Below are 25,890 nucleotides of genomic sequence, written 5' to 3'. Positions count from 1 at the left end.
CTGTTGTCGAATTTTCTTTGCGAATAAATTTGTTTAGTTTGCTAATCTTTTTAGTTATTCGTTTCTTCCCATGGTTCTGGTTGATTACCTAAAACTAGCAAGTTAACATATTGTCCTCCGTATTCATCTGTCATTTGTCCGATCGCTTTTCTTTCTACCCACTCATTACTAAACAAAAGCTTTTCTTTGCTCTTAATTTTAATTATTTGACTTTTTTCAACTTCTGCAATTCCTCTTATTTCCCTAAAATACCTGCTTAATTTAGGGTTATTGAAATCACTTAGAAATCCTTCATAAATCATTTGGACGAAGTATTCTCTATCAAATAACTCAATTTGCTGGCTTTTTAATTGCTGTTCATAATGCGACACTATCATTGGCTCTGGATATAAAGATTTTATTAAGGCTGTAGGAGAAATTCTTATTAAATACATTACAATTTCTAATATATCATCAGTTATCTTTAGTCCTTTTTGTATTTCCTCAATTTTTGGAATAACTTGATGCGTTATCAATCCATCATAGTATTCACAACCTAATGCGCCGGTCATTATAATATCATTCAGTAAAAAACGAAATAGTTCAACAAATATATCATCAGTATTTTTATTAATGTAAAATAAAACGTCCTTACAACATACAAATTTCTTTTCAATTAATAATTGAATCTCTTTATTAAACTCTGTTTCTTCACAAGGCACATACTTATCATTTATACTTTTTGTTAATTTTTCTTTGTCCACTTCTCCGTTTTCTAACATGAGTTCTGTCAAAATTGCTTTTTGAATAAATATAGATCTTCTTTTTGCTTTTTGTTCTTCTTCTATATTCACATAAGAACCTGTAGAGAGAGACTCTTCTATCATTGAAAGAATGTGAGCGTCACTTGGCTTTAATATCCCACCATTTGAGTCAAGCAATGTGTATTCATCATTATTGAATGCAATAACGAAATAAACAGAATTTCTATAATAACAAATATCAATCATTCGAATTGGTCTATCTGTAAAATTGCTAGTAATATGAGTAATACTCTCAATATCAGCAAGACTGTAAAGTTCTCTAGTAGTTTCTAAGAGATTCTCTCCAGTAATTAAAGTTATATTATTTCTATGTTTCAATAGTTCATCATAATTTCCTGACACATTGCCATTTACACCTGATAAAGCTATAAAACATCCCAGTACCTCACTTTTGTTTCTAACTTCCTCCATAAAAACTTTTCCTAAAAATTTCATCCAACTTGTTGTATCAATTACTGACTTGTACGCTTTACATTCGCAAATCAAACGATTAGTATGATTTCCTACAATTCCCGGTCTTGAAAAATCTGCAGAAACATCAATCTCTGCACCACCTGGACCTATATGATTTGTAACTATGTTGTTATAGCCTTTGCTTACTAAGATACGTTTTGTAAGCTCTTCAAGTTGAGTTCCTCTATCATCAGAACTTTCCCCTAAAATAATCATCAATGATTAACCTCCCATAAAATTCGATTACAGATAACGTTCCAGTATTCACGACCCGACGTATGTCGGGTGTCCGGCGACTGCCGGGCCAAGGAGAATGTCCGCAGCGTGAATATTATGTTATAGGATGTCAGCAGCTTCTTCGAATCACTTATCCCTCTTGTACCATTCCCTTTATATCAACTATATTTTTCTTTTAATATTTCTATATATTTGAGTGGGATTTCTGTGATTTTCAAGATGTCTGATACTTCAAATCCCAGTTTTAAAGCGCTTCTTGCAGTCTTCAAATTATACTTTACTTTAATCATCCGATCTTTAAGTAATACGTCTCCAAAATCCAGGTAATCATCAGCGATCTCACCGTTCAAAAAGAACTCTATATCATAAGTTCCTATTTGCTCTTCTATGTAAAAGATATTAATCGAGCAAAATACCACTGCTTCTGTTGTATTAAAACTATATTTTAGGTATATAGCACGCTCTTCAAGACTTATAAATTCATCATATAACTTTCCCATAAAAGTATCATGATAATCGCTTTTGTCCTCGTCACGCCACTTCCTATAGGTTTTCCAGTAATTTTCTTTGGTGCGTTTCATCGCACTATGCTTACTGTCCCATTCAAGTAGAATGTCTTTATTCACTCAATCACTTCTCCTCAAAAAAAATATGTTAAATAAAACAAGTTCTCTTTGTGTGTTTGCTGATATCCTATAACGTTCCTGTATTCACGACCCGACGTATGTCGGGTGTCCGGCGAATGCCGTACCCAGGGCGTATGCCCGCAGCGTGAATATTATGTTATGTGGTGTACCGGGCTTCTTGAATCTACTTACAAATGATCGCTTCTGTATTTACTTATGTGCTCTTCTAATGTCTTTCTCGCTTCTTCATAGGTTCTAATCACTTCATCCAATTCGTTCTTCAACTCTTTATGTTCTTTCCAATATTCTTTCTCCACTTTGAGTATCGAACAAAATAAATCTCCGATATATAAATCTCCTGATCCGAATGGGTTCTGTATTAATTGCTCTAAGGCTAGAGGTAAAAGAAAATCTAGATTCATTTGTTGCCCAATCAAAAGTCTTAAATCTTCATTATTCAATTCACAAAGAGGTTTCTTCCTTAATCGATGTACTTGGATCACTAATGAAGAAGCAAAATTCGGTTCGCCCCAATATTTTCCTTCAAGTTCTTCAAGGGTTTTGGTTAGATCTATTTTTTGCATGGCTTCACCCTCTTAAATAAATGGTTTCCGGTATGTCACATAACGTTTTTGTATTCACGACCCAGCGTATGCTGGGTGTCCGGCGAATGCCGGGTCAAGGACGAATGTCCGCAGCGTGAATATTTTGTTAAGTGAAGTCATTAATGATTAACTAAAAAATCTTTCAAATATATCGTTTGCTATGTTAATTTCAGGCCATAAATCTTTTACAACTTTTTCTAGCTCTGTCTCAAGTTCTTTAATAGTTGTGATAATTGATGAGACGTCAAATGATTGAACAACGCTATTTAGCTTTTGATAACTTCCGCTATTCGTGTCTATTATTTCTGGCACTGCCTGAAAATGAACAACTTTATTTCTTAAAGAAATTATTTCAAGTATTTTATTTACAAGTTCTTTAGGTAAACCTACTTTTGTAGTAATTTTGTAAAACCACCCAATTTTATCTGGAAGTTTTAGCGAACCAATCACTTTATTTATTTCTCCTTGATCTAAGTCAAAAAGAAGAGGCAACACATCTTGATAAAAGTGATTCATTATATGTTCTATACAAGTTCCACCAAGCACTACAGCAGTCTTCAACCTTGATTGATCTATTTCCGATTTCATTCCTTCAATAAATGAATGATACTCTGTTACCTGTATTTTCATCTCATCTATCAAGTGTAAGTTCTCAGATATTACTTTCCGAATATATTCTTTATCATCTAGCCGAGCTGTATCAATAAGGTCGTTAATTAATAAATTACTAATTAAATTTGGATACAAAATATCTAAGATTTTTTTTTCCAGTTGTTCTGAATCTTCATTATCATACATTTAATTAGCCCTCACTTGTTATGATTTCACTTAACGTCTTATTTACGAACTTCAGAAAAAATGTTCTCTTCGTCATATTCACGAACTTCGTGAATCCTGCACTTTTCTCCTTATTCCGGCACTTTCTGCGTTTCAATCCTCCTGCCCGCTCATCCGATCCAACGGACTTTGAATCCGCCCAATGTCCCGCCTGCTCACATGTGTATACCGCTCCGTCGTTCGCACACTCTGATGCCCTAGCAGTTCCTGAATATAGCGAAGATCAATCCCATTCTCCAGCAAGTGGGTCGCAAAGGAATGCCTTAGCGAATGGATACTCACCTGTTTGCGAATGCCCGCCTCAGCCAGCGCTTTTTCAAACACTTTCTGCGCTGAACGTTCCGTCAGGTGGCGGCCTTCCCTCTGCCCAGGAAACAGCCAGTCTGCTGGCTGCTCCACCCCTATATACTGCTCGACCACCGCAAAAGCCGCTTCGGATAGCAGCGTTTGCCGATCCTTTCTGCCCTTTCCCTGACGAACTTTCAGTACTTTCCGTTCACGGTCGCAGTCTTCAAGACGCAACCTCACCACTTCGCTTACCCGCAGCCCGGATGTATACGTCAGGTACAGAATAGCCTTATGCTTTAGATTTTTCACTACTTTCAACAGACGCATGACCTCATTCAGGGTTAGCACATCCGGTAGTTTACTCTCCTTTTTCGGACGAACATAGGCGGAGGATTTGGGCTGCTTTAGCACATGGCGAAAATAAAATTTCAACGCACTGATCGCTTGGTTAACATAAGCGTGCGAAAGACCTTTTTCGAGCAGCACCAGCGCATATTTTTGCACCACCGCATCATTTATGCTTGCTTCGGTCCCTTGCAATCCGGCAAAAAAGCGTTCCGTTTGCGATATGTATGCTTTTATCGTCTTGCTGCTGTAGCCCCTTGCTACCAATGCATCGCGCAATTCTTTCCGCTGATCCGGATTCCATTCACCTCGTTCCGAAGAAGAGGGAACCGCAATAGCCTGCGTGTCCCGCCGATCCAGCCATTCCCGGATGAACGGCAGCTCTTTATTCAAGCGCTCGTCGCACTCGAACTTGCAGCTCCGATACGCTTCCAACATGCTTTCTACAGCCGAGATACTGTAAGGAATGGTCCATATTTTTTCGTCTGGAACCCATTTCCTGCTCGGTATGGATCGAATCCCTTCTCGCTCCTTGACTCCGTATCGCTCCAACCGTACGCCGATCGTTTTTTCATCCCGATAAAGTAGGTTTATCTTCATCTCACTTGCCTCCTTAGTATATCAGCCGTTCAAAAAATTGGAAATCCAATTTTGTACAAAAAAAAGGACTTAAGATGGATATTCATCTTAAGCCCCTGATTCTTTCAGAGTAATTTATTGATCCATTAAGTCCAATTTACATTATCATAAAATGTCTTACCTTTACTTGTCCAGTTCCTCCGTCACATCATACCATAGCATCGCCTCCACCTACCATGTTACTCAACCTTGAACTGTTTTAATTCGTCTTGAAGCTTATTGGACAATTGGTTTAATTGTTTGGATAGTTCAGCAACCTGTCCGAAGCTTTCCAATTGTTCCTGCGTGCTGGCGCTAACCTCTTCGGTTGAAGCGGAATTCTCTTCTGTGGTAGAAGAGATGATCTCCAACGCCTGTAAAATCTCATCTTTGTGCTTGTGGACTTTGGAAGTGTTCGTGCTGATCTGGATCATTCGCAATTTCAAATCTTCCAAATCCTTGTTAATGCTAAAGAATACTTGCTTCGTGTCCTCCACCGATCTCGCGTTTTCTTCTGCAATTTTCAGACCGTGAACCGTATGCTCAACTGATACACTGGTTTTTTCTTCGATGACACGGACCTTCTTGTAGATTTCCTGTGTCGCCAGTGCAGTCTGCTCAGCCAGCTTGCGAACCTCCCCGGCAACAACAGCAAACCCTTTGCCCTGTTCTCCTGCACGTGCAGCTTCAATGGAAGCATTGAGCGCCAGCAGGTTGGTCTGCGTTGCAATTTGGTTGACCGTATCGACGATGCTGGAAATCTCATGACGGCTCAGATCAATCTCCTGAATAATAGACGACATCGCTTGTGTGGAATTGTGATTTTCTTCCGCCCATCTGGATAACTGATCTACTACCGCAAGCCCCTGTCCGCTTTGCTCAGCAGAGATTTGTACCATCGTTTCAATGGCTTTGGCATCATTGGCAATTTCGTCAATTTGGCCGGATAATGCACCAGTTTTTTGTAAAATGTTATCCGTTTCGATGGATTGGTAGTTCGTTGCATTGGCAATTTCATTAATTGCTGTCGCAGTATCATTCATCGTGATCGCGGTTCTGGAAGAAATGGATTGCAAATCATGAGAAGACTGATTCAAGACTTGAGCTGAGCCGCCCACCATTTGGAGCATGCCTTGAATTTTTTGAACCATATTGTAAATCCCTTGAGAAATTTGCCCGATTTCATTGTTGGATTGCGTATCAAACTGAACGGTCAAATCTCCATTTTCAATCAGCTTGATTTTTGCAAGCAATTTCGGGATTGATCTCAACAGATAACGGAGCGTTATATAACAAATCACAACAAGCAGGATGGTGGCTGCCGCAAAACCGCCAATGGTAAGCCAGGTAAAGGTTTTTAATTCTGTGAGCACCTCTTCTTCAGAAATGGTTAAGCCTACAGACCACCCCGTATCTTTACTGGTTGCATACCCAATATAACGAGGTTCCCCATTATCATTAATTAGCTGTACTCCGGACTCACCAGCAATCATTTTCTTTCCAATCTCCCCAAGATCACCTGTGCTTTCGTTAATCTTTTCTTTCAGCACTTTATTTTGATCGGGGTGATACAAAATATCACCTGTTTTGGACGCAAGAATCGAATAACCTGTGCTTCCAAGCGAATAGCTTTGCATAACGGCAGGGATGTCTTTGAAAGCAATATCGACAGCAGCAAATCCGATTAATTGGTTACTGCTATCTTTAATCGGATAGAAAATGCCCATGAGCACATTACCCGAATTGACGTCCTTATAGGGTTCTGAGTAGTATAAACCGTCTGCTTCAACAGCTGGCTTGAAGTATGGGCGTGTATGAATATCAAAATCCGGTTTAGAAGCAACACCATCATTCTGAAGAAAGAAGCCTTTACCAGATATTCCTGCAATCCAGGCGTCGGCAAAAGATGGCTCTGCCTTTACAATGGCTGCCAGAATCGCTACTGTTTCCGCAGCATAAGGAGAAGTTTTCACCATTTCTGCCGATGGGGTGGTTTCTAAATATTGCTTAAAAAGATTGTTCGTTGACATTTGTTTGACAAGCGATCCCTTTTCCTTAAACAACGCATCGAATTGAGTGACAACGGCCTGCGTCTTGGTCTGGAGCATGGCCTCTTGCTGCTTGACAAGTATGCTTTGCGTGCTTGCAAACATGAACGTCCCCAAGGTTGCAAAGACGACAACGATAATGACTAACAAGACCATGGCCAATGTGTTGGCGATGCTGGATGATCTAACTACGCGCTTCTTAATATTTTGTGACATGCTGCCATCTCCCCGAGGAATATTGAGCGAAAAGCTCTTAGATAATATGTCGGAAGTTTGCAGTTGTTTTAATAGGTTTTTAGTATACACAATTTAAAGTTTCGCTATCTGATTCCTCATAGATTCCCTCCCAACCTGTTCGGTAACTCCAGCAAAAGATTAGGACAGCACAAAGAGCCTCCGTCAGACGTAGGCTCTTTACTAAAAGCTGTATATGAGAACGCAGAGTTTTGCGGATTTAGAGCGTTTCAGCGATCCGTAAGCTCAACCCTCATCCTCCGTCGTTAACCCAACTGCATCGTTGTGATACACGTATCGTTTTTCTCATATGTAGAGAATTCAGTTTCAGCCGTTTTACCTTCATGATTCACGCTAATGCGGTATGTTTTATCCCTCGGTAGCCATAGATCAATAAAACCATTGGATTGTGATTTCATGGCGGCATTCTCCATGATGACTTTCCCTTCGGAGTCGTGAACGGTCACATTGAACGCTCCGTTTTTTATTTCGCCTTGGCAGCCCGTTAGACTATGAGTTGCACAAGGGTGGGTCTGTTCCACATATGGTGCAATCGAAACAAAAAACTCGTTGTCAGGCAAATCATAATTCATGGTCTGAGTATCGTCCCCTGTGACAATCAACTGACTGGAATTAATGGAAGCGGACTGGGCTGTTGCCTTGCCTGCACTGATATCATGCACCAATTGCTTGATATCTGTTGTCCCGAGCTTTTCCGCTCCTTCTCTCTGAATATTTCCTGCAATTAGGTACGTCCCCAATGCGGCAACAACCAACCCTGAAGCGACCAAGATTCCTTTTTTCATCTGGAGTTCATCTCCTCGTCTATTTTGTATTATTATAAGGGAGAATGCACCATAATGGGCAAAATGGGGTGCTGAAGTCACCAGATATTCACATTCAACGTAAAAATACCCTATTACTCTTGTGGAGCATTGGGGTACACTCGTTTTTAACGGTCCCTGTTCACGACATAATGTATTAAGTGCTTCAGAAAAGCAATATTACGTGGGATTTCTTCCAATGCTTCCATCGCGAGGCAATAGTGTTCCCACATCTCTTTACTGGCACCTTCAAGACCAAGGATGGACACGAAATTCGAATTGTTATTATCAGAATCTTGGCCAACAGGTTTTCCGAGTAAGAGCATATCTCCTTCCACATCAAGCAAATCATCTTTAATCTGAAAAGCAATCCCCATATGATAGGCAAATTTCTTCAAAGCAGCAATTTCCGACTCCTTGACCTGTGCAAGCATGGCTGGCATAACCAGACAAGCCTCAAACGCCACTCCTGTTTTGTAAAAGCACACCATATTCAGCTGCTTCAAGGTCAGTGCCTTTCCTTTGGAATCCAGATCCATCGCCTGCCCCATACACATATCTTCTGCTTTCTGGGCCGAGTATTGTATCAAAGCAAGCACCGTTTCAGCATTGAACTGGTCAAGTGACGATTGTTCCCCAATCGCCTTCTGGATCAGATACAGACCGGTTAATTCCGCGGTAGCGCTATTGTGCACCTGATGCAAGGTCTGACGCCCTCTACGAGTAGACGCATTATCCTGGGAAGGAAGATCATCAAAGATCAGGGATGCGGTATGCATATACTCCAGTGATCTCAGAAGAGGCACGATTGCCGATGCATCTAATCCATATTCGTTCACGCCCATGACCCAAGTCAATATAGGCCGTATCCGCTTCCCGTCCCCTTCGAGACTGTAATTTGCAGCCTCAATAAGCTGTTCTTTCATGGCCGGAATCCCTTGAGGCTTGGTAATTTTCAATTGGTTGTTAATCTGCTCACGGACCATTTTGACCGTATTGAAAAAGTCTTCCTTTTCCCTCGCATCGTTTTTCAGATGGGTAATCATCTGGTCCCGAAGCAGCTTATCTAAGAAATCTACATCATCCGCTTTTTGTACCATCTTCTGAATGAGATTATTAAATTCCGGATTTCCGGATGCAAAGATCTCCATCGTTTCATTATACTTTTCAATACCTACACGTTCTTTATAACGTTTGAGTCCATTCATTGCACGATCCAGTATCACCTCACGAGCCATGGTATCGGAGTCATATACGTTATGGATCAAATAGGAAATAACCGCCCAGTATAATTCAAAGGGATTGATAAGATCAGGTCTCTGATGATGATATTTTAAATAGTAGGTATAGGGTGTTACCGCACCGTCTCTCATATCGTCAACCATATCCGCAAAATCATCAGCAAGCTGGTTATAGATGCCATAAAAGAATGTTCGTTGCTCAAAACCCTCATCCGCAGGAACACTAATCACGGAACGGACAATCAATCGGGACGAAGAGGACTTCAAAATAACGGGTATATAAAGCTCTTCATTGGTATAAGTAACTCGCGTTAGGTCCTTAACACGGTCAATATCTTGAGCATGAAAAAAAACATAGGACTGCTCGAAAAATGTTTGCTGTGTGTCTGGCCGCTGATGTTCCTTAATATACTCAAATGCATCCGAGAGCTCCGAATGTATGTATTGAATCAACTCCATATGATTTCCGGTCCAATCGCCCAACTCAGGCACAGATCCACTAAGAAGCGCGGCACGTATCATACGGGAATATTGTTCTTTTTCTTCAACCGTCAAAACCTGGGAATCGAGAAGATCATCAATGAAAGGATAGGTTAGACCATAGGAGTACCCAAGCCTGATGGCTTCATCAAGTCTGCGAGCACGTTCCACAGGCAACACTGTATCGTCCATTTCTTCCATCACATGCAGAATAACCCCGATAATGATCTTAATCAGTTTGCGCTGGGCTTGCTCGGCATCCATCTCCATGGGAATATGGGAGGATACGGACCTAAGTTTGTTGATCACCCAAATTATCGCGGTTTCTATACCTTCCCTCTGGGCCCACCGATACACCCCGGCCAAATTCATAAATTCCGGTTGGTCTCCCCCGTTTGCACTGGTGGATTGGATCAAGTGTTTTTTTACGTCTGCAATGACACGCTGAATCCGGGTATGTGTGTCAGGAGAATTCAGAGCTTTGCCTAGGTCCCTCATATAAATATAGGAGACACTTCGGTCCAGATAATCATCCAATTTGCCTGTATAATTCAGCCATTGAATGTATCTATTATAGTCCCGAGTATCAGGTTTTCTCTTTCTCCGTGAAAAAAAGGATAACCATGAGGAATGATGAATATGATTTTTTTTCCACTTTTGAATGTCTTCTGTCAGGGTGGTCACATAAGATTTGTCTAAGACCTGATCATACAGTAATGCAAAATACTGAATCGCCTTCCGCTCAGCCAGCTGATATCCTGTATTGGCTTGTAATTTTTCATTCATATAATGCATTACCTCAACTTCTCATTTTGTTAAACATGGTTGCATTTCTCCCTGAGGGAACGAACTTGGATCATGTTTTTATCTTTATACGGAAAAAAAACTGTAAGGTTACGAAATTATCATGTTGCTTATCGATACCCCCTCTTTGGCAATATCCATGAATTTAAAACAAGAATATAGGCTCAAATTACTTCCAATCAACAAAAAAACCCACGTCTGACGTGGGTTTTTATAATAACTCTTCTATCGCCACCTGGTACAACAGAGAACCTTCACGGAGCAGCAGGCGGTTTTTTCTGAAATCCTGTTCGTGCGGCTGAAGAAACTCTTGATCGTCATTTAAAAAACGGATGTTTTGCCCTTTGCTCAAACTACCTGGCTTCACATTCTTTTTCAGGACATATTGTCCACTCTTTCCATACCCGCCATCGAATAAAAAGTGATATCCATCTGTAGCCACCCCAGAGCAGCCAGAAATCCTCGGATTCATTAACGTAATATTCGTGTGGTCACTACCGGAAATACGTCCTAATGAAAAGTCTGAATAGTAATAAAACCAGATTTCCTGTTCGCTGACTACGTTTAATGCATAGCAATCATCAATGGCTGCTGCTTGGTTCTCATATATTTTATCTCCCTTTTCATTCCAGGCGACAAGACCGGAGGACCCAACAGGCTCAACCCAACCATAATTGCCAAATATACCTTCGTCAAAATAACTGGTCCAGATCGTACCTTCTTCTGTTACCTGAACACTCTGGATGCCGTCTCCAAGCAACATCTCATTGACGGTATGACCTTCATAATCAAGGATTTTACCATTTAGATCGTATTGACCAGGTCCGTAATAATGGCACCGTGCTCCGACGAGTAACAAATGATTTTTTAGAGGCTGTACATAATGATAGTTGAACTGCTGCCCCTCCACACACACTTCTTCGATGTGATCGTCTAGGATGAGTACCTTGTAAGTATGTCTGTCTTTAAGAGAGGCAGGCGTGAACATCCCCCGCACTCGTTCTGGGGCTTTATCAATCAGCAAAATATACACGCGCCCATCAGGGCCAAATTGAGTCGAAACGATCTCAAATCCTTTTATGTCGTTGGAAATATCAACAAATGAATGAAGCTGTTTATGTGGATGTGACAAGGTAGTTCCTCCTCTGAAAGGTCAATAAAGTGAAGTGTTATTTGTATTGAACTCATTTTGTCATAACGGCATGTTGCTGAGTAGGGCGGAAGTATGGCGATATAGCAAACAAAAAAACAAGCTGGGCTCTGCTTCATAAGAAAAGCAGCCCAGCTTGATCTTTATAGATGTTCCCCTTGGAGTGTTTGATCCTTCTCGACCTTATGCCATAAAGCCTCAGTCAGCTCATCTATCGTCTCCTTCATCGCCAGCTTCTCGCGCCAGTGACTCGGGATACCGCTTAGCCCGTAATAAGCTCCTGCAATCTGCCCGTACACCGCCCCGGTTGTATCGGCGTCATCCCCCAGATTCACCGCCAGCAGTGCCCCCTCTTCAAATGAATTCGAATGGTGGAATGCCCACAACGCAGCCTCAAGGGAACGAATGACATACCCGGTTCCTTGTATTTCAGGCGGCTCTTTATGCTGGTAAGATCCCTGAATGATTTCTTCAATAGCTGTCGAATAAGCTGGCTGTTCCTGCCGCCGCCACTTATAGCAAACGTCGGGTGATAACATGGTTTCTTTGTCCTCTCCCCGCAGACCTGCCACAAGGATTGGAGCAAGCACAGCACAGGCCTCCACACTTTCGACTGCTCCATGGGTGGTTCGTGAGCTCATCTCAGCATACATCACCGCCTCTTCCGGACGGTTCGCATAGGCCATAGCTACAGGTGCAAGCCTCATAATAGAGCCATTGCCGGCAGTCATGGGGTCAACGGACCCACTGTACGGATCTCCGGTAGCTTCGAAGCGATGCAGTGCTGCTCTCGTTGCACCACCGATATCAAAGCACGTTCCCGTGCTGCTCATATATCCCAAGTGGTACCAATTGGTGTATCGGCGCATTTGATCTGCCGGATCAAAGCCATCTTTTCGCACCATACTCTCGGCCAAGCAGAGCGCCATCGACGTATCGTCCGTCCACTGGCCCGGCTTTAACCCAAAGACACCGCCGCCCACGATATCCGTTACAGGTTCAAATGTACCTGGACTGCTGAATTCCACAGTGGTTCCCAAAGCATCGCCCACGGCCAGCCCAACCAGGCATCCCAAAAAACGATCCTTGATAAGTGCCATTTTGGTTTTACGCCCCTTTTCAAATGTAATAACTACCGCATATTTTCCCATCTCGCCAGGAAGGAAGCCCGACACTGCCATTTATTCGTAGCTTAAGGCTTTACAGCGGCTATCCGGTTTCAATTCAATGAAAATTCCTGCTTCTTGATGGTAAACGAGTGGAAACCGCTCCGTATCTACATATTCCCGCACACCGCTTGAAAGCCGCCATACCTGAAGCGAGACTCCTTTTCCCCATAAGAATAATCGGTCACCACAAATGGCCATATCCGCTTGGGGAAAAGGAAAAGTCCCGTCTTCAACAGGCTCACAATTTAGAGATGGAATCGCTGGAAGCACACGTCGGTACCCTGGCTGGGTCATATCGAATAGGACAACAGCCGGTTCAACTCCTTCCTCTCCCCAATCTTCCTCCTCCAGTAAATCAGCATCCATCTGTCCCCAAACCGCCAATGTATCGGGTCCTGTCCAGCACACTGGCCCATCCCAATCTATGGTTTGCCAAAGATCGCGAACCGACGGCCCCTTCTCCGATTCCCATGGATTCAGCAGCCAATCCGATAACGACCAAGTTCGGACCACTCCAATCGGAGCCCACACCCATCCCGTATCCGCAATCCACTTTCCCCCTGGTGAAATCAGCAGCCTCCCATGAAAATAATCTAGATAATGTTCATTTTTGCTGTCGCTGTTATAAACAGGGGTAGGCCTTGCTGTCAAAAGCATGCCTGTTTCTATATCCGTCAGGTCAAGCCGGTTCCATTCCGTCCCATGAACAAGAATGCATGCACCATCTTGGTGTACAAATGCCAGGGGAAACATACTTTTATCGTAGTGATATTCGTCCCGTGATAATTGCATTTTTTCTTGAGCATGGACTAAATCATAAACTGCCGCATGCCGTCCAAAACGATTGGAGATAGCTACGTAGCTGCCGTCAGAACTGGTAACCATTTGGACAGGTTGCATGGGATTAAAATCAGGAATACAAATACGTGTGCACAATTCTGCGCTGCCAGAGCGAAGTTCTAGTCTCCACAGTTCTGCTTGTGTGTTTAGTGCCAGCAGGGTTATGCTTTCCTGAGAGTCGCCCTGTAGTGGATGAATGGCTGTAAGGCGTCCGATAGACGGTGGTAAATCAGGTAAAGAAACGTGATGGAATGGCATCATTAAACCCCTTTTATTCTTGATAAATAATAATCTATACCCGCATTTGTGAAGCTTGCTTTATCGACAAAAAATCTGATTTCAAGCAATGCAGTTAATATTTTCATAAAAACTCCCGGTTTTTTCTTGCAAAACAACTTAAGATATGTAATTTCGCTAGGATTACTTTTGAGAACAAAATAGGAGTAATTCATCAAGATCAAGTTGGAAATGAACTGCTCTGTTGGAGATTGATGCTCATTTATACAGTCGATCAGCACCTCTAATACCCTATTTTTATTAGAGTTATAGGCTTGTATAAACATCGTTGCTTCTACAAACGGCTTGTTGAAATCATCGAATGGAAAATCATATACATCATGACTACCCAGTATGAAGTTAACCCATTGGCCTTGTAAAAATTTTATTTTTTCCAGCGCTGCTTGTGTATCCATATCCATCTTACTTTTGTTAATATGTTCATGCAAAATGTTAATAAGAATGTGCAGATCATAATATTGTGCGTCTTCCATTCTGTACATGATCCTATTATTTTCAATCGTTAGACGATCATAAATGTCGTCACCTAAACCCAGTTCAAATAAAAGATGTTGGAGGAAAAGTAGTCTGTCCTGAGCAAACGTGAATTCATTGCCTCTCTCTCTTAGATGTGAAACTTGATATTGATAATAAAAACAAAATACGTTTTTTCTCCTATAAGCAACATCTTTATGTATATCAAAAACATTAAAAATGAACGAAAGCAATCGAATCAGGCGTTCAGCATCCAGTTCGCTTCGAATGACATCATCCATTTTTGTTAATAGCGACCTGTCAAACAGATCATGCCATCGCACTAGAGAAACATAATCCAGCTCGTTTATATTCAGGGTTAATATTCTTAAATTTTGTTCTTGATCGGGATAAGAATAAAATAGATATTCATGACTTAAATCAGAAATACGCTCATTAAAATAAGCTCTTAATTTGTAATCGTATATTTTAGAAAATGACATGCTTATCCTCCTTACAAGTAAGCCTGAGCATATTAAACTAAGTACAAAACATTTTCGAACTCCTATATTGTAAAATTAATCTGGATAGACTGGCAAGGCGGCACAATTACAGAAACATATGTTCTCCATATCTATATTATGATATCTTTACGATAGAAGTAAAACGTGATGTCGGAAATCATAGCCTACGATTAGAAAGGAATGACAACCTATGAAACAGCTAAGCGAAGCTCTGGCCCGTTTTGTACAACAACAAAACTTATATAATGAAGCCTACGGGCTGTTCCAAAACCACGACATCCAGCCCCGGATGGAGAAACTAGCAGATTGCTGGGACAGTCAGATTCCTGTATCCCCTGAGCTTAAGTACCTGTATAGCCATTATGAAATGATCGATGCCAAGGCAGCGGGAACACACAAATTAAAAAATGCAGCAGTTGAAATCGGGGATGCCGCGGTTCTCTTTTTTGCCGCACCAGAACATCTGTATCGCCAACAGCTGGGCTATCGCTGGATTACATCTGGTGAGCTTGTCCAAGAATCTTCTTCGTGGCCGCCCCATCATGTCGTGATTGCCACTTTTAATGACGATCCAGTCATTGTCGATACTAGCGCACTCGGTTCCCCTGTATATGCTGCATTCGAAGGCGGTGTCCCGCAGCAGATTGCTGACTCTTTAGCTAACTTCTTTACGGCTCTCTCCATCCTGATTGAAGGTGCCTGTACCTTTAAGGGAGAATTGAAAGATGAGGAGACCTACGAAACCAAAGCAGAATATATCGAGCACGTAAAACCGCTGCTGCATCCGCTGTTGAGCGAAAATCAAACCACGTATTTAATGGAATACCTATCCCTTTGTTAGAAATCCTTTTTTTTGAAGAGAGGTGGGACTTTTTATGATCTATATCGCATTACTGCGGGGCATCAATGTTGGCGGCAACAACAAGATCGAGATGAAGAGGCTCAAGCAAACGTTTGAAAATGCAGGTATGGGGCATGTGACAACTTACATTAATTCTGGAAACATTATTTTTTCTAGTCAGACCCAGTCTAACCAGGAGCTTTCACTCATATTGGAACAGGCGATTCTGGAGGATTTTAGCTTACCCATCCGCGTCATCGTCCGTAATATGAAAGAGATTCAGAGCATTATGGAGGCACTGCCGAATGAATGGTCTAATGATACACAGATGAAAAGTGATGTAATGTTTCTGTGGGATGAAATTAACGATATTTCCGTTCTGGACAAGCTTCCTTTGAAACCGGGAATAGGCCATGTAATATATACGACCGGGGCCGTTCTGTACTCTGTCAGCAAAGAACAAGTCACAAAAAGCGGGTTAACGAAATTAGTCGGAACCAAGCTGTATCAGCAAATGACGGTGCGGAATGTGAACACAACTCGTCAGATTTATAAGCTGATGCAAATGGCTGAACAGGAAGAGTTGCAGGATACGAGTTCTTGACTGTAATCCAAAAGCAACGTTGGAAGGGTAAACTTAAAAAGGAGCCTTTTTAGGGCTCCCCAACTGTTTTTCTTCGATGTAAAGTTTTCCCTAGTCTTTATATATTGTCTCGTTAAATTTTAAAGCCTTCGACCAGTTCATTCAGTCGGGCAGCGCTTCCCTTCACCTGATCAGACTGGTGTGCCACTTCAAGAGATTTCTCCGTCGATGAAACCATATTCTCTGCAATGTGCTGAGTGGATATAGCGGACTGTTCGCTGGCTGTTGCAATCTCATGAATCGCTCTCACCATCGTTTGGATGGTTGCATTCACCTGCTTAGAGGTGGCGTTCAAATCATTGACCGTGTTCGTATGCTCCACGGCATCATTGTAATATTGTCCTGCTGTATCCTCAAGCAGCTGATAATCCTTGCCTACCTGGGCTTGCAGGAAGTGCAGTAATTCTTCGGCATTAGTAGTTAAATTCTCTACCGATTGCACAACTTCTTGAGTAACACTCTGAATTTGGTCTACCGCGTGTTTGGAGCCGTCTGCCAACTTGCGAATCTCGTTAGCCACAACCGCAAACCCTCGACCTGACTCACCCGCACGAGCCGCTTCAATGGATGCATTTAGAGCCAGCAAATTGGTTTGTGCCGTAATTTCTAAGATGGACTGAGAAAGTAAACGAATTTGGTCTACGGCCTTGGCTCGTTCTAGCGCTTCCTTCATCTTTTCATTGGCCTTCCGGTAAATTTCCTTGGCCGCTTTATTGGATTCACTTGCCGCATGCTTCAATGTTTCGGCTTTTACACTTGTATCATGGGCAGACTGAGCTCTTTCTTGAGTTTTGACCGAAATGTACTCTGCTGCCCGCTGCATTTCTTCCGCCGAATGGTTCATATTTTCGGTGTATGCCGAAGTCTCTTCCATAGCTGCTGACAGCTGTTCGACCGTGGCAGATACATCTCTAATCCGCTCATTGAGATCTGTCATATTATGATTCGTCTGATCACTCAGTTGGTTAATTTGGCGTGACTCTTTGATAACCCCCGTAATGACCATTGAGGTTGAATCTGTCATTTGTTGAATGGCACGCGCAATCACAGCGATCTCATTATTTCCTTTAAGCAAGGCAGGATCAAGTGCTGCCGTTAAATTTCCTTGGGTAATCTCCTCACAGTATTTCGTAATTGTACTCATCCGGAAACGGATATTTCGAATGGCCGCAAAGGAGATGGTGATAAGAATAGCCAGCACGAGGGCCAGAACTGTGATCAAAACAATTGTACGCATTTTAATCTCATTTTGCGTATTTTGATATAAGTTGGCGGATTGCTCATTGTTATAATCTGAAATCGTAGTCAGCATCGTAACAATTGCCGTACTGGATTTATTAATCCGGCCTCTCTCTTCCGTGTCATACGTTCCGCTATTTTTTTTGACTGCCATGATTTGCTCAATATCCTGATAATATGTGTCTATACTCCCCCGTAGTTCCTCGTACATTTTCTGTTCCTTAGCATCCAAATTCCTTTGTGAGAATTCATTTAGTCCGGTTGTAACGCTATCTTTTCCTTTCTGCACCTGCTTATACTGTTTATCTGTGTACTCCTTATTGTCGAGTATTTTTGTATAATTAGCCCGCATATTATAGAAATCACTTTTGACTTCAAGAATATTCGTTTGGTGTTGAAAGCGATCCACATACAAAATACCTTGACCCTCTTTAGCTTGATACATACCGATAACCCCTACCAACGATACAATGAGTAAACCCACTAAGCTGATTACAATCATGGAGATCATCGTTGTCGTAACCTTTAAATCTCTAAAACCCTTCCCTTTTTTAGTCCTGTCTGATAGCTTGTTACTCATCCAAACCCCTCCAGATCGTCTATGGATAATAGTTCACGCTGCTCTCAACTTTCACGAGTTTCCGCTCGGTCTCCTTGACATTGCCCTCCAAACAACACAATGAAGCAGATCACAGAACGTGATGATATCTATATTTATATATATCGGTAGAAAGCGCTTAAATTTATAAGTAAGATAACAGTGATGCAAAAATAAAGAATATTATAATAGGCAACTTCATAGTTGGACTTGCTATGTAACTCAAAAATTTTGATGCTCATGGGCTTAAAGAATTTGCTAAACCTATCTACTATTTACTTTTAGCCATATGATAACAAGCCCCGATGATAAGTTATTCCATCGGGGTATATTATCCTATTGCTATGGCCTTCTTCTCTTTATTATTAAGTCTTCAATTTAAAACCTAGTGTGATAATTTCATGCGGCTTTACAGACTGAAGTAACTCATCAGAAGAATCCATTACGATGTCTTCTCCTTGTTCTTCGAGGATATTACTTTTATAAAAATCGTACTGTTGCGTCCTGGGCTTGATAATTAATTCGGCCATACTATGACTCATATTGTACCAGCGTAACAGCACATCCCCCGACAGCTCATTCATTTTCATAGAGGAAAAGGCAAGCTCCGTGCTTTTCCAATCAAACGGCGCATAATCTGGAGCAACTGTACCCTCATGAATCCCCGTTTGTTTTACAATCCAAGGAATTTGGTATTGATAGGCTTCTCTATACGCGCCGGACTGAATACCGTCGCCATCATGTGGAATGATTTCCAGACGGGCGGTATGCTCACTTGGACATTGCGCTTCCGGCGTCGGGAACCATCCCCAATCACCCAGCTCGCCAACTGAGCGAAGCAGCGTTACTGCAATCGTGTTACGTCCATCACGCAGCACTTCATATTCATTCAACCCGAGATTGGCCACGGTCAGACCGGTTTGTTCCCCGCTTACATCCACAAACGCCTGCTGATGCTGTGTGTTGCTTGGGTTTTCCCACTCAGGTGAGGGTTCATTGTCCCGGATTGCAATTTCAAACATGGAGTCCACCCGATGCTGACCAGAGTGTATTTCTGTCGGAAACAGCGCGCGTAGTCGGTGATCCTTGGCTTGGTTGTTGAAGGTGGTTTCCATGGAAACACCCCTGCTGTTCCGAGATAAAGAAATGACAGTCCGTATCGTCAGCGGAACAGTCTGTCGGGAGCGCTGAGCCTGACGATACGGATAATAAACTAGCTCTCGCTGCTCCTGCCCCAGCGTTTCATCCGCAGAGGCCGGTATTTCCCAATGATGGATAATCTCCAAGGATGCGAGAAAAGGTGTATCTTCAAGCACACGGATGTCAGCGATCAAATCTTCGGTGGTCAGCGCCTGCTCTCCCTCGGGCTGTCTGAACATATACTCGTTGCCGATATCACCAACATTTTCATATACGCCAAGGTCTTTGTAGCTGCAGCCTGTACGCTTATCCCTCAGGGTAAAAGAGCCGTTATCCGCAATTTCGACGTGAAGCAAATCATTTTCCATACTTCGACTGCCTTGAAAAAGTGAAGAGGAGTCAGTCTCGACATTGCTTCTCAGCCAAGCATAGGTTTTTAAGCCTAGCAGGGGCACACGTTCTACCTCAAAGGTAAGGCGAACCCGACGAGACATGTAAGGCTGGCGGAATCGATCATCCGGCAAATCATAACCGAACTGTAGCCCGAGGTCCTCCACCTTGCATGCCACCGGACACCCTTCACTGTCCACCAGTACGCGCCCGGAAAGATCCACTTTCTTCGCTCGATGAGAGGCCTCCTCAAGCGTGTATCCTTCACGGAAGTACAGACGCACCACTTCCAGTTCTGCCGACACTATACCACTGCGTTCCCATCCTGACGTATTAAAAATCACGAGTGGCAACGCATCTTCTCCAAAGCGACTGAAGCCCGTCGTATCCACTGCTTGCGCAATGACTTCAATGCTTTCATCCACAATGCTCTCGGCTACATGACGGCTCTTATCAAACCGGGTCACCATCTCACGGTGCACCTCGTCCACACTACAGCCGCAAATACTGTCATGCGGATGGTTCTGCATCAGTGTTTTCCAGGCATAGGTGAACAAATGGTGAGGGTAAGCCTGCCCCAACAGATGCGCGAAGGTTGCAAGCGGCTCAGCCACTTTTTCCAGCATCACTTGTCCCAACTGGTTCATCTGTTTCAAATACACCCGGGCAGAAGCCGTATTCACCAGCGTTCCCCAGCCGTCCGTGCGCTGACTGCGAAACTCTCCCTTCACTGACGAGAGTTGCCTTTGGGAAGCCCGTTTCAGAGAGGTCAGATAATCGTTGAAATTGGAATGAATAAACTCCATATCCGGATAAAGCTTCTGTGCCGTACGGATTGCTTCCGGTAAATCAAGCTGCAAAGGCTGATGATCGCATCCGTTCATGAACAGCAGCTCGCCAGTTGAAGCATATTTTTGCGCATCATCCAGTTTACGCTTCCAATAAACCTTGGCTTCCGCCTCATCTACCGGAACCTCATTGCCGTTAGAATACCAGTTAGCGAATAAAATACCGAGTACCTCCGATCCGTCTGGCCCCGTCCATAACAGTTCCGAAAAGGAGGACTCGTAGCCTCTATCCGACACTGTATTGTTAAACCCTGTGGGCTTTACGCCCCTTCCGAAGAAAACATTCGTAATCCCCGACTGTAGCATTAACTGCGGAGTCTGCCCAACCAGACCAAACGTATCGGGGAAGTATCCGATCTTGGACGGATTGCCGTAACGTTCAGCATCGCGGTGCCCGATCTGCATATTACGTACATTGGCTTCGCCGCTGGTCAGAAAAGCATCCTGCAAAATGTACCAGGGTCCGATAAAAATACGACCATTGCGAATATGCTGCTCCAGCCGTTCCTTATGCTCGGGGCGAACCTGTAGATAATCCTCCAGAATGATCGTCTGCCCGTCCAGATAAAAGCTTTTATAATCCGGGTCCTGCTCCAGCTTATCCAGTAGAGAATCCATCAGGCTAATCAGGCGCATATGGTGCTTCTCATAAGGTAAATACCACTCCCGATCCCAGTGGGTATGCGAAATAATATGTGCTGTCGTCTTGCTACCCGTGTATGTGTCTACTTCCCTGCTTATCGCTTGATTGTTGGTTGATTCATCCCTTTGCTCGCTCATTGTATATCCCCTCACCGTATATCTTGACCTGCCATTGTTCACTGCATCACTTCAATATTCACTTCCTCGGGACGATATACCGCTAGCAACTGACCTTCTCGATCCACAGCAAACAAGACAGAACGGCTCCTTGGCAACAGAAAAGCGTAGGATAATCCAGTCGCCTTATCTTGAACACGCACTTGCGTATCCCGGGAAAACTCCGATACGAAAATATACAAGCCTCCATTCTCGAAATTCAGCTTACGTCCATATAGTCCCGGCTGATCGCCACCGTCTATCCACTCCAGTTCTCGCTCCACCCCGGCGGCAGTGAGGGCGTAGCAATATAGCTCAGCAATCGGCTCATCCCTGCCATTCAACTCCAGTGGAAGCGGACTCCAGATCAAGCGCCCCTTGCCAAGCGGCAGGTTCACGACTTCATCCCCCATCGCTCCATCCGCTTTTGGTGACAGTTGTTCCTCCTTAGCCACCTCAGCAATTCGCCGCTGACCGAATGAGACAGGGAAGGTTTGACCCTCCAGACTCATCACTTCCTCCCGTTGGACGTTCCCCAGCGTACGCTGCCCAATAATATCATCGACTCGGTCGCTCACTTTCCAGTAAGGATCAAGGCCCAACGGTCCGGTGACTAGTAAAGTCACACCGAAGGAGCGCACCATTTCGAGAAGATGTTCCAGCGATGTACTGTCGAAATTGTGCGCGCTAGGGATCATAATCAGTTTCGGTAACTGCCGCTTGAGCGAGTCCAGATGATACTCGGAGACGGCACGGAATGGCTGCTTGAGATCATAGGACATCACCCGGGTAAGCCGTGTCGTGGCATCAAAGGCAAGCGATCGGTTGGAGAAATCATTCGAGTACGGGAATACAACAGCCGTTTCCTCCAGTTTTCGGTCTGTAAACAGATCGCGAATATCATTCATAAAACGCCCAAAATCGTAAGATACCTCTGCTTCCGGCTTCTCGGTCCCATCCGCACGTAACGCACCGATGTGAGATTCATTGGCATTATCCATATAAAAGTTCGTATTCCATATCCAATGAATCGCACCCGCTCCGCCAGTCGAAAAGGCATACGCATACTTGCGCTCCAGCATGTCGCGCAGCTCCGCCTCTGAACGCTTGGCTCGACCATCCGGCGTCTCAACATACATCATTCCGGTTTCCTGCACGAGATTCGGTTTGTCTGGTGTTTTGGCAAAAATACCGTCCCACACCAAATGGTCATTCAGCCACCATGAATGCACCGTCGTATAATCCACCACAGCCTCATAAAAAAACGGAGACGGCCGCTGCGCGCCCATTGCCTCGTCCTGTCCTACAGTTACCAAATGCCCGGGACAAAGCTCTCGAATCGTAGTCGCCAATTGCTCGGCCCACAGATTGTGCATATCCATTGAAAACAGACAGTAATCCAGCCACTTGGCTCCCTTTTTGGCCTGATGCATATCCTGAACGTCGAAGTTTATCTCCTCCGGCTCGGGAATTGTGGCAGAAGCAAAACAGGGAAGCTGCTGTGGCGTCATATTCCATGCTTCCTGCAAACCCTCAATGCTGCCGTGCCGTTGCCCCAGCCATGTGCTGAATGCCTCCTGTTCCCATGAGTTCCTCGCAGAACGCGGACCATCCGCGAAAATGCGCGACGGATCAAACATGGAAGGCTCGTTAATCAGATCCCAGTCTACATGGGTTGTAGTCGTGTGACGGCTGACAATACTGCGAATGAACCGCTTTTGTGCTTCCACGCTTTGCGGATCGAGATAAGGGTTAACCCCTTCCCATGTTTCCGGTGTAAAAGAAAAGAACGTGAACGTCACCTGCAATCCATGCCTTTTGGCTGTCAGCAAAAAAGCATCAATTGCGCGAAGCGCCTCTTCCGAGGCGTGCCCGTCTATCTGCATCATGTTGCGATAAGCCGTCCATACCCCTGTACGAATCCAGTTGATGCCCGCTTTGGCCATCTGGGCCATATCCCGGTCCCAAATTGCTGCATTGGGCAAAAACAGAAACTTCCGTGCTACATCTGAGGTCATATAGGTCATGCCGACAACAGGCAACGGGCGCCCATCCTTTATAAAATAGTCCCGACTGCGCATGATGATCTGTCCTTCAGCCAGCAGTTCGGCATCCTGCCCCCAAAAGCCCTGTCGCAATATACGCACTTCACCATCCGATGACTCGGCTCGGCAAATGACCCGATATAAACCGCTTAGGATGGAAAAGGAAAGGGGAATACGTACAAAGTCCTGTTCTCTGCTAACTTCAATTTGCAAGCGCTTGCTCCATACCTGCTGACTGTGATCATCCAATATTTGCTCCACCGTCAGGTCAAAGCTCCATATCTCGTGATATCTGGGCGTGGCTCCTCCTCGCTGCAATCTTTGGGTTTGAAGTGTCAGTACGGCTCGTTCCCCAGGCTCATAAGCAGCATAGTTTGGCTTGATAGATAGCTCCGTCATCCCCTTGGCGCAAAAACGTGCCCATTGGGCAAGCAACTGCTCCCCATCCTGTTCCCAAAAGGAAGCTATCAACGGCAATTGGACAAACATCCAGCGTGCGCCGGCAAACAGACCTCGGGCATGCTCCCATAGCACCACTGGGGCGGCAATGTCCCGTCCGTCCTTACTTACTCCCTTGAGCAAAGGATAAATTCGCGTATTCATCGGCCCGGCAGAGCCCATTTGGTGCGGCAGATCGCTGCTTTTGGTCGTATGTGGAACGAGATTCCACGTATCCGTCACCTGGAACAGAGACTCCTGACCACACAGCACAGGAATATCCTCTGGTGCGACCAGGGAAGTCACCTTCGACGCGTCTACTCTCAGCACCTCATGAATATGCAATTCCTGATGATATGCAGTCTGCTCAGTCTCAATTACCCAGTCTCCATGCTCATCAGCAGGATCGCGGACCGGATTCTTAAAGGGTGCTCCCCCGACGTTAAGCAGCCCCCCTCCCCTGTGGAGAAATGCCACGATTTCGGTCCAGGCGGACTTGGGGAAGTACGGTGCATGCAGATTGACAAAGCAGCCGTTGTCCATATGCTTTAGCGTTTCAGCCAGTTCATCGGCTCGTACGACCACCACGTCTGCAACTCCCTGAAATGCCTCGTCTGGCAACAGGCTCCCTATAGCGGGAAAGCCTTGCTCACTGAAAACAACGATGGATGGGTTTACTATGGATTCATTCATAACAAGCCATCCTTCATGGCCTTATACACAAGCTGGGCAAACAGACTGTTGGACCAGGCGAACCATTTTCTCGTATAAACCGTGGGATCATCTGCATGAAAGCCTTCATGCATATATCCGGTGTCGCCATCGGTCGCTTCCAGCATCCGGATCATCTCCAGCTTTTCTTCTGTGGTCTGGGCCGTTAACCCTTGCATAGACAGGGACATATGCCAGATGTAACCCGGCAGAGTGTGCGGACTTCCGATGCCTTTAGCCGCCTTGCCTTCATAGTAAAACGGATTCTCCTGACTTAAAGCGAAGAGTCTCGTATTTTGATAGATAGGATCGTCCGCCGTCGTATAGCCCAAATACGGAATGGACATCAATCCTGGCGTACCTGCGTCATCCATCAGGCAGTAGTTGCCAAATCCGTCCGTTTCATAAGCATATATAGGCCCGAATACCGGGTGGCGGTAAATACCGTACAAGCGGATACCGTGCTCCACCTCAGCCTCCAGCTCCTTCAGCTCGTTCAGAAAGTCCATATCACGAAATACCCACTCCGCAAACTCCTGCATCTGCCGTAGAGCAACTACGGCAAACATATTACCGGGTATATTGTAGTGGAAATCGCAAGCATCATCACTGGAACGGAAGCCCGACCAAATCATCCCTGTATAATTTACAGGCATACCGAGTCCCAGATTGCGCAAGGAATCGGTGAAAATGCCGTTATTACGCGTAAACCGATACGCAGATTGCTCTTGGTGATGCTGCTCCGTTTTGAACACATCCACCATTTTACGCAGAGCCATCTTGAATTTTGAATCAAAAATATCGGTAAGCTCCGTTTCCTTCCAGTACATATAAGCCAGCCGAATGACAAAGCAAAGCGAGTCGATTTCAAATTTTCGTTCCCACACCCATGGCGACATTTCCGTCTCATCAGCCGCGTTCCAGTGCCAGTCATTCGCCGTCTCATTGAACGCATTCGCATACGGGTCTATGAGGACATAATGAATATGGCGCTTGATCAGACCACCAATGATACGCTGTAAATCAGCATCCTCCCTGGCTAACGGCACATAATGAATGACCTGCTCTACGGAATCCCGCAACCAAAGAGCCGGAATATCACCTGTAATGAGAAACGTTGTCCCATCATCCATTAGTTTGGTCGTCGTCTCCAGCGAATTCGGAAAACAGTTTTTAAACAGCTTCAGCAGCTTCGGCCTGTGAGCCAGTGCTTGCTCCGCTTCCTTAAGTACGTCCTGAACAGCCTGCGGCAAGTCAAGGTCGGGCATCGGTATTTTGGGAAGTCTGAATTGTTCCAATAGCTTTTTCGCTCCTTTATCAATA

18 protein-coding genes are annotated in these 25,890 nt (G+C 44.2%); 2 read left to right on the top strand and 16 right to left on the bottom strand.

Annotated features, from left to right (window positions below; genetic code table 11):
* Window positions 1–50: 50 nt before the first annotated feature.
* The 12 genes from MHB54_RS21390 to MHB54_RS21335 all read right to left on the bottom strand — a co-directional run bounded on the left by MHB54_RS21390 (window position 51) and on the right by MHB54_RS21335 (window position 14,855).
* On the bottom strand, window positions 51–1,472 hold the full coding sequence (locus MHB54_RS21390) for a restriction endonuclease (protein ID WP_340982141.1): 1,422 nt from the start codon (window positions 1,470–1,472) through the stop codon (window positions 51–53).
* 179 nt (window positions 1,473–1,651) lie between these two features.
* Window positions 1,652–2,119: a hypothetical protein gene (locus tag MHB54_RS21385; RefSeq protein WP_076157324.1), complete on the bottom strand. Its 468-nt coding sequence runs from the start codon at window positions 2,117–2,119 to the stop codon at window positions 1,652–1,654.
* Window positions 2,120–2,307: 188 nt separating this feature from the next.
* The gene (locus MHB54_RS21380) at window positions 2,308–2,703 is read right to left on the bottom strand and encodes a contact-dependent growth inhibition system immunity protein (RefSeq protein ID WP_340981962.1); all 396 of its coding nucleotides are present in this window, start codon (window positions 2,701–2,703) and stop codon (window positions 2,308–2,310) included.
* A 147-nt stretch (window positions 2,704–2,850) separates the two neighbouring features.
* On the bottom strand, window positions 2,851–3,522 hold the full coding sequence (locus MHB54_RS21375; RefSeq protein ID WP_338532679.1) for a hypothetical protein: 672 nt from the start codon (window positions 3,520–3,522) through the stop codon (window positions 2,851–2,853).
* A gap of 132 nt (window positions 3,523–3,654) precedes the next feature.
* Entirely contained in the window at window positions 3,655–4,794 is a 1,140-nt protein-coding gene (locus MHB54_RS21370; protein ID WP_076157328.1) for a tyrosine-type recombinase/integrase, read from the bottom strand.
* Between the two features lie 218 nt (window positions 4,795–5,012).
* A complete protein-coding gene (locus MHB54_RS21365; RefSeq protein WP_076157332.1) occupies window positions 5,013–7,076 on the bottom strand; it encodes a methyl-accepting chemotaxis protein in 2,064 nt (687 codons plus the stop codon).
* Between the two features lie 284 nt (window positions 7,077–7,360).
* Window positions 7,361–7,900 (bottom strand): CueP family metal-binding protein, encoded by a 540-nt coding sequence (locus tag MHB54_RS21360; protein WP_053325849.1) that lies wholly within the window; start codon window positions 7,898–7,900, stop codon window positions 7,361–7,363.
* Window positions 7,901–8,046: 146 nt separating this feature from the next.
* Window positions 8,047–10,434 carry a polyprenyl synthetase family protein gene (locus MHB54_RS21355; protein WP_076157336.1) on the bottom strand — a complete coding sequence of 796 codons (2,388 nt, stop codon included), beginning with the start codon at window positions 10,432–10,434 and terminating at the stop codon, window positions 8,047–8,049.
* A gap of 220 nt (window positions 10,435–10,654) precedes the next feature.
* Window positions 10,655–11,575, bottom strand: coding sequence for a hypothetical protein (locus MHB54_RS21350; RefSeq protein WP_076157340.1), 921 nt, complete (start codon window positions 11,573–11,575; stop codon window positions 10,655–10,657).
* Between the two features lie 161 nt (window positions 11,576–11,736).
* Complete coding sequence (locus MHB54_RS21345; RefSeq protein ID WP_076157659.1) at window positions 11,737–12,693, bottom strand: ADP-ribosylglycohydrolase family protein; 957 nt, start codon at window positions 12,691–12,693, stop codon at window positions 11,737–11,739.
* Window positions 12,694–12,774: 81 nt separating this feature from the next.
* Window positions 12,775–13,860, bottom strand: coding sequence for a hypothetical protein (locus MHB54_RS21340; RefSeq protein ID WP_076157343.1), 1,086 nt, complete (start codon window positions 13,858–13,860; stop codon window positions 12,775–12,777).
* 2 nt (window positions 13,861–13,862) lie between these two features.
* Complete coding sequence (locus MHB54_RS21335) at window positions 13,863–14,855, bottom strand: hypothetical protein (protein ID WP_340981952.1); 993 nt, start codon at window positions 14,853–14,855, stop codon at window positions 13,863–13,865.
* Window positions 14,856–15,066: 211 nt separating this feature from the next.
* Between MHB54_RS21335 and MHB54_RS21330 the strand changes: the two genes are divergently transcribed.
* Window positions 15,067–15,717 (top strand): hypothetical protein, encoded by a 651-nt coding sequence (locus MHB54_RS21330; protein ID WP_076157350.1) that lies wholly within the window; start codon window positions 15,067–15,069, stop codon window positions 15,715–15,717.
* Window positions 15,718–15,751: 34 nt separating this feature from the next.
* On the top strand, window positions 15,752–16,321 hold the full coding sequence (locus MHB54_RS21325; RefSeq protein WP_023989662.1) for a DUF1697 domain-containing protein: 570 nt from the start codon (window positions 15,752–15,754) through the stop codon (window positions 16,319–16,321).
* 112 nt (window positions 16,322–16,433) lie between these two features.
* Here MHB54_RS21325 and MHB54_RS21320 read toward each other — a convergent pair whose 3' ends face one another.
* The 4 genes from MHB54_RS21320 to MHB54_RS21305 form a co-directional block, all read right to left on the bottom strand.
* The gene (locus MHB54_RS21320) at window positions 16,434–18,179 is read right to left on the bottom strand and encodes a methyl-accepting chemotaxis protein (RefSeq protein WP_053325855.1); all 1,746 of its coding nucleotides are present in this window, start codon (window positions 18,177–18,179) and stop codon (window positions 16,434–16,436) included.
* Between the two features lie 383 nt (window positions 18,180–18,562).
* The gene (locus tag MHB54_RS21315; RefSeq protein WP_340981948.1) at window positions 18,563–21,355 is read right to left on the bottom strand and encodes an alpha-mannosidase; all 2,793 of its coding nucleotides are present in this window, start codon (window positions 21,353–21,355) and stop codon (window positions 18,563–18,565) included.
* Window positions 21,356–21,393: 38 nt separating this feature from the next.
* The gene (locus tag MHB54_RS21310; protein ID WP_076157354.1) at window positions 21,394–24,549 is read right to left on the bottom strand and encodes a beta-galactosidase; all 3,156 of its coding nucleotides are present in this window, start codon (window positions 24,547–24,549) and stop codon (window positions 21,394–21,396) included.
* On the bottom strand, window positions 24,546–25,865 hold the full coding sequence (locus tag MHB54_RS21305) for a glycoside hydrolase family 125 protein (RefSeq protein WP_069081136.1): 1,320 nt from the start codon (window positions 25,863–25,865) through the stop codon (window positions 24,546–24,548). The genes MHB54_RS21310 and MHB54_RS21305 overlap by 4 nt, the downstream gene beginning before the upstream one ends.
* Window positions 25,866–25,890: the final 25 nt, after the last annotated feature.

This window comes from Paenibacillus sp. FSL M7-0802, assembly GCF_038004945.1.
Lineage (GTDB): Bacteria > Bacillota > Bacilli > Paenibacillales > Paenibacillaceae > Paenibacillus > Paenibacillus polymyxa_B.
This window is presented reverse-complemented; position numbering and strand designations above follow the sequence as displayed.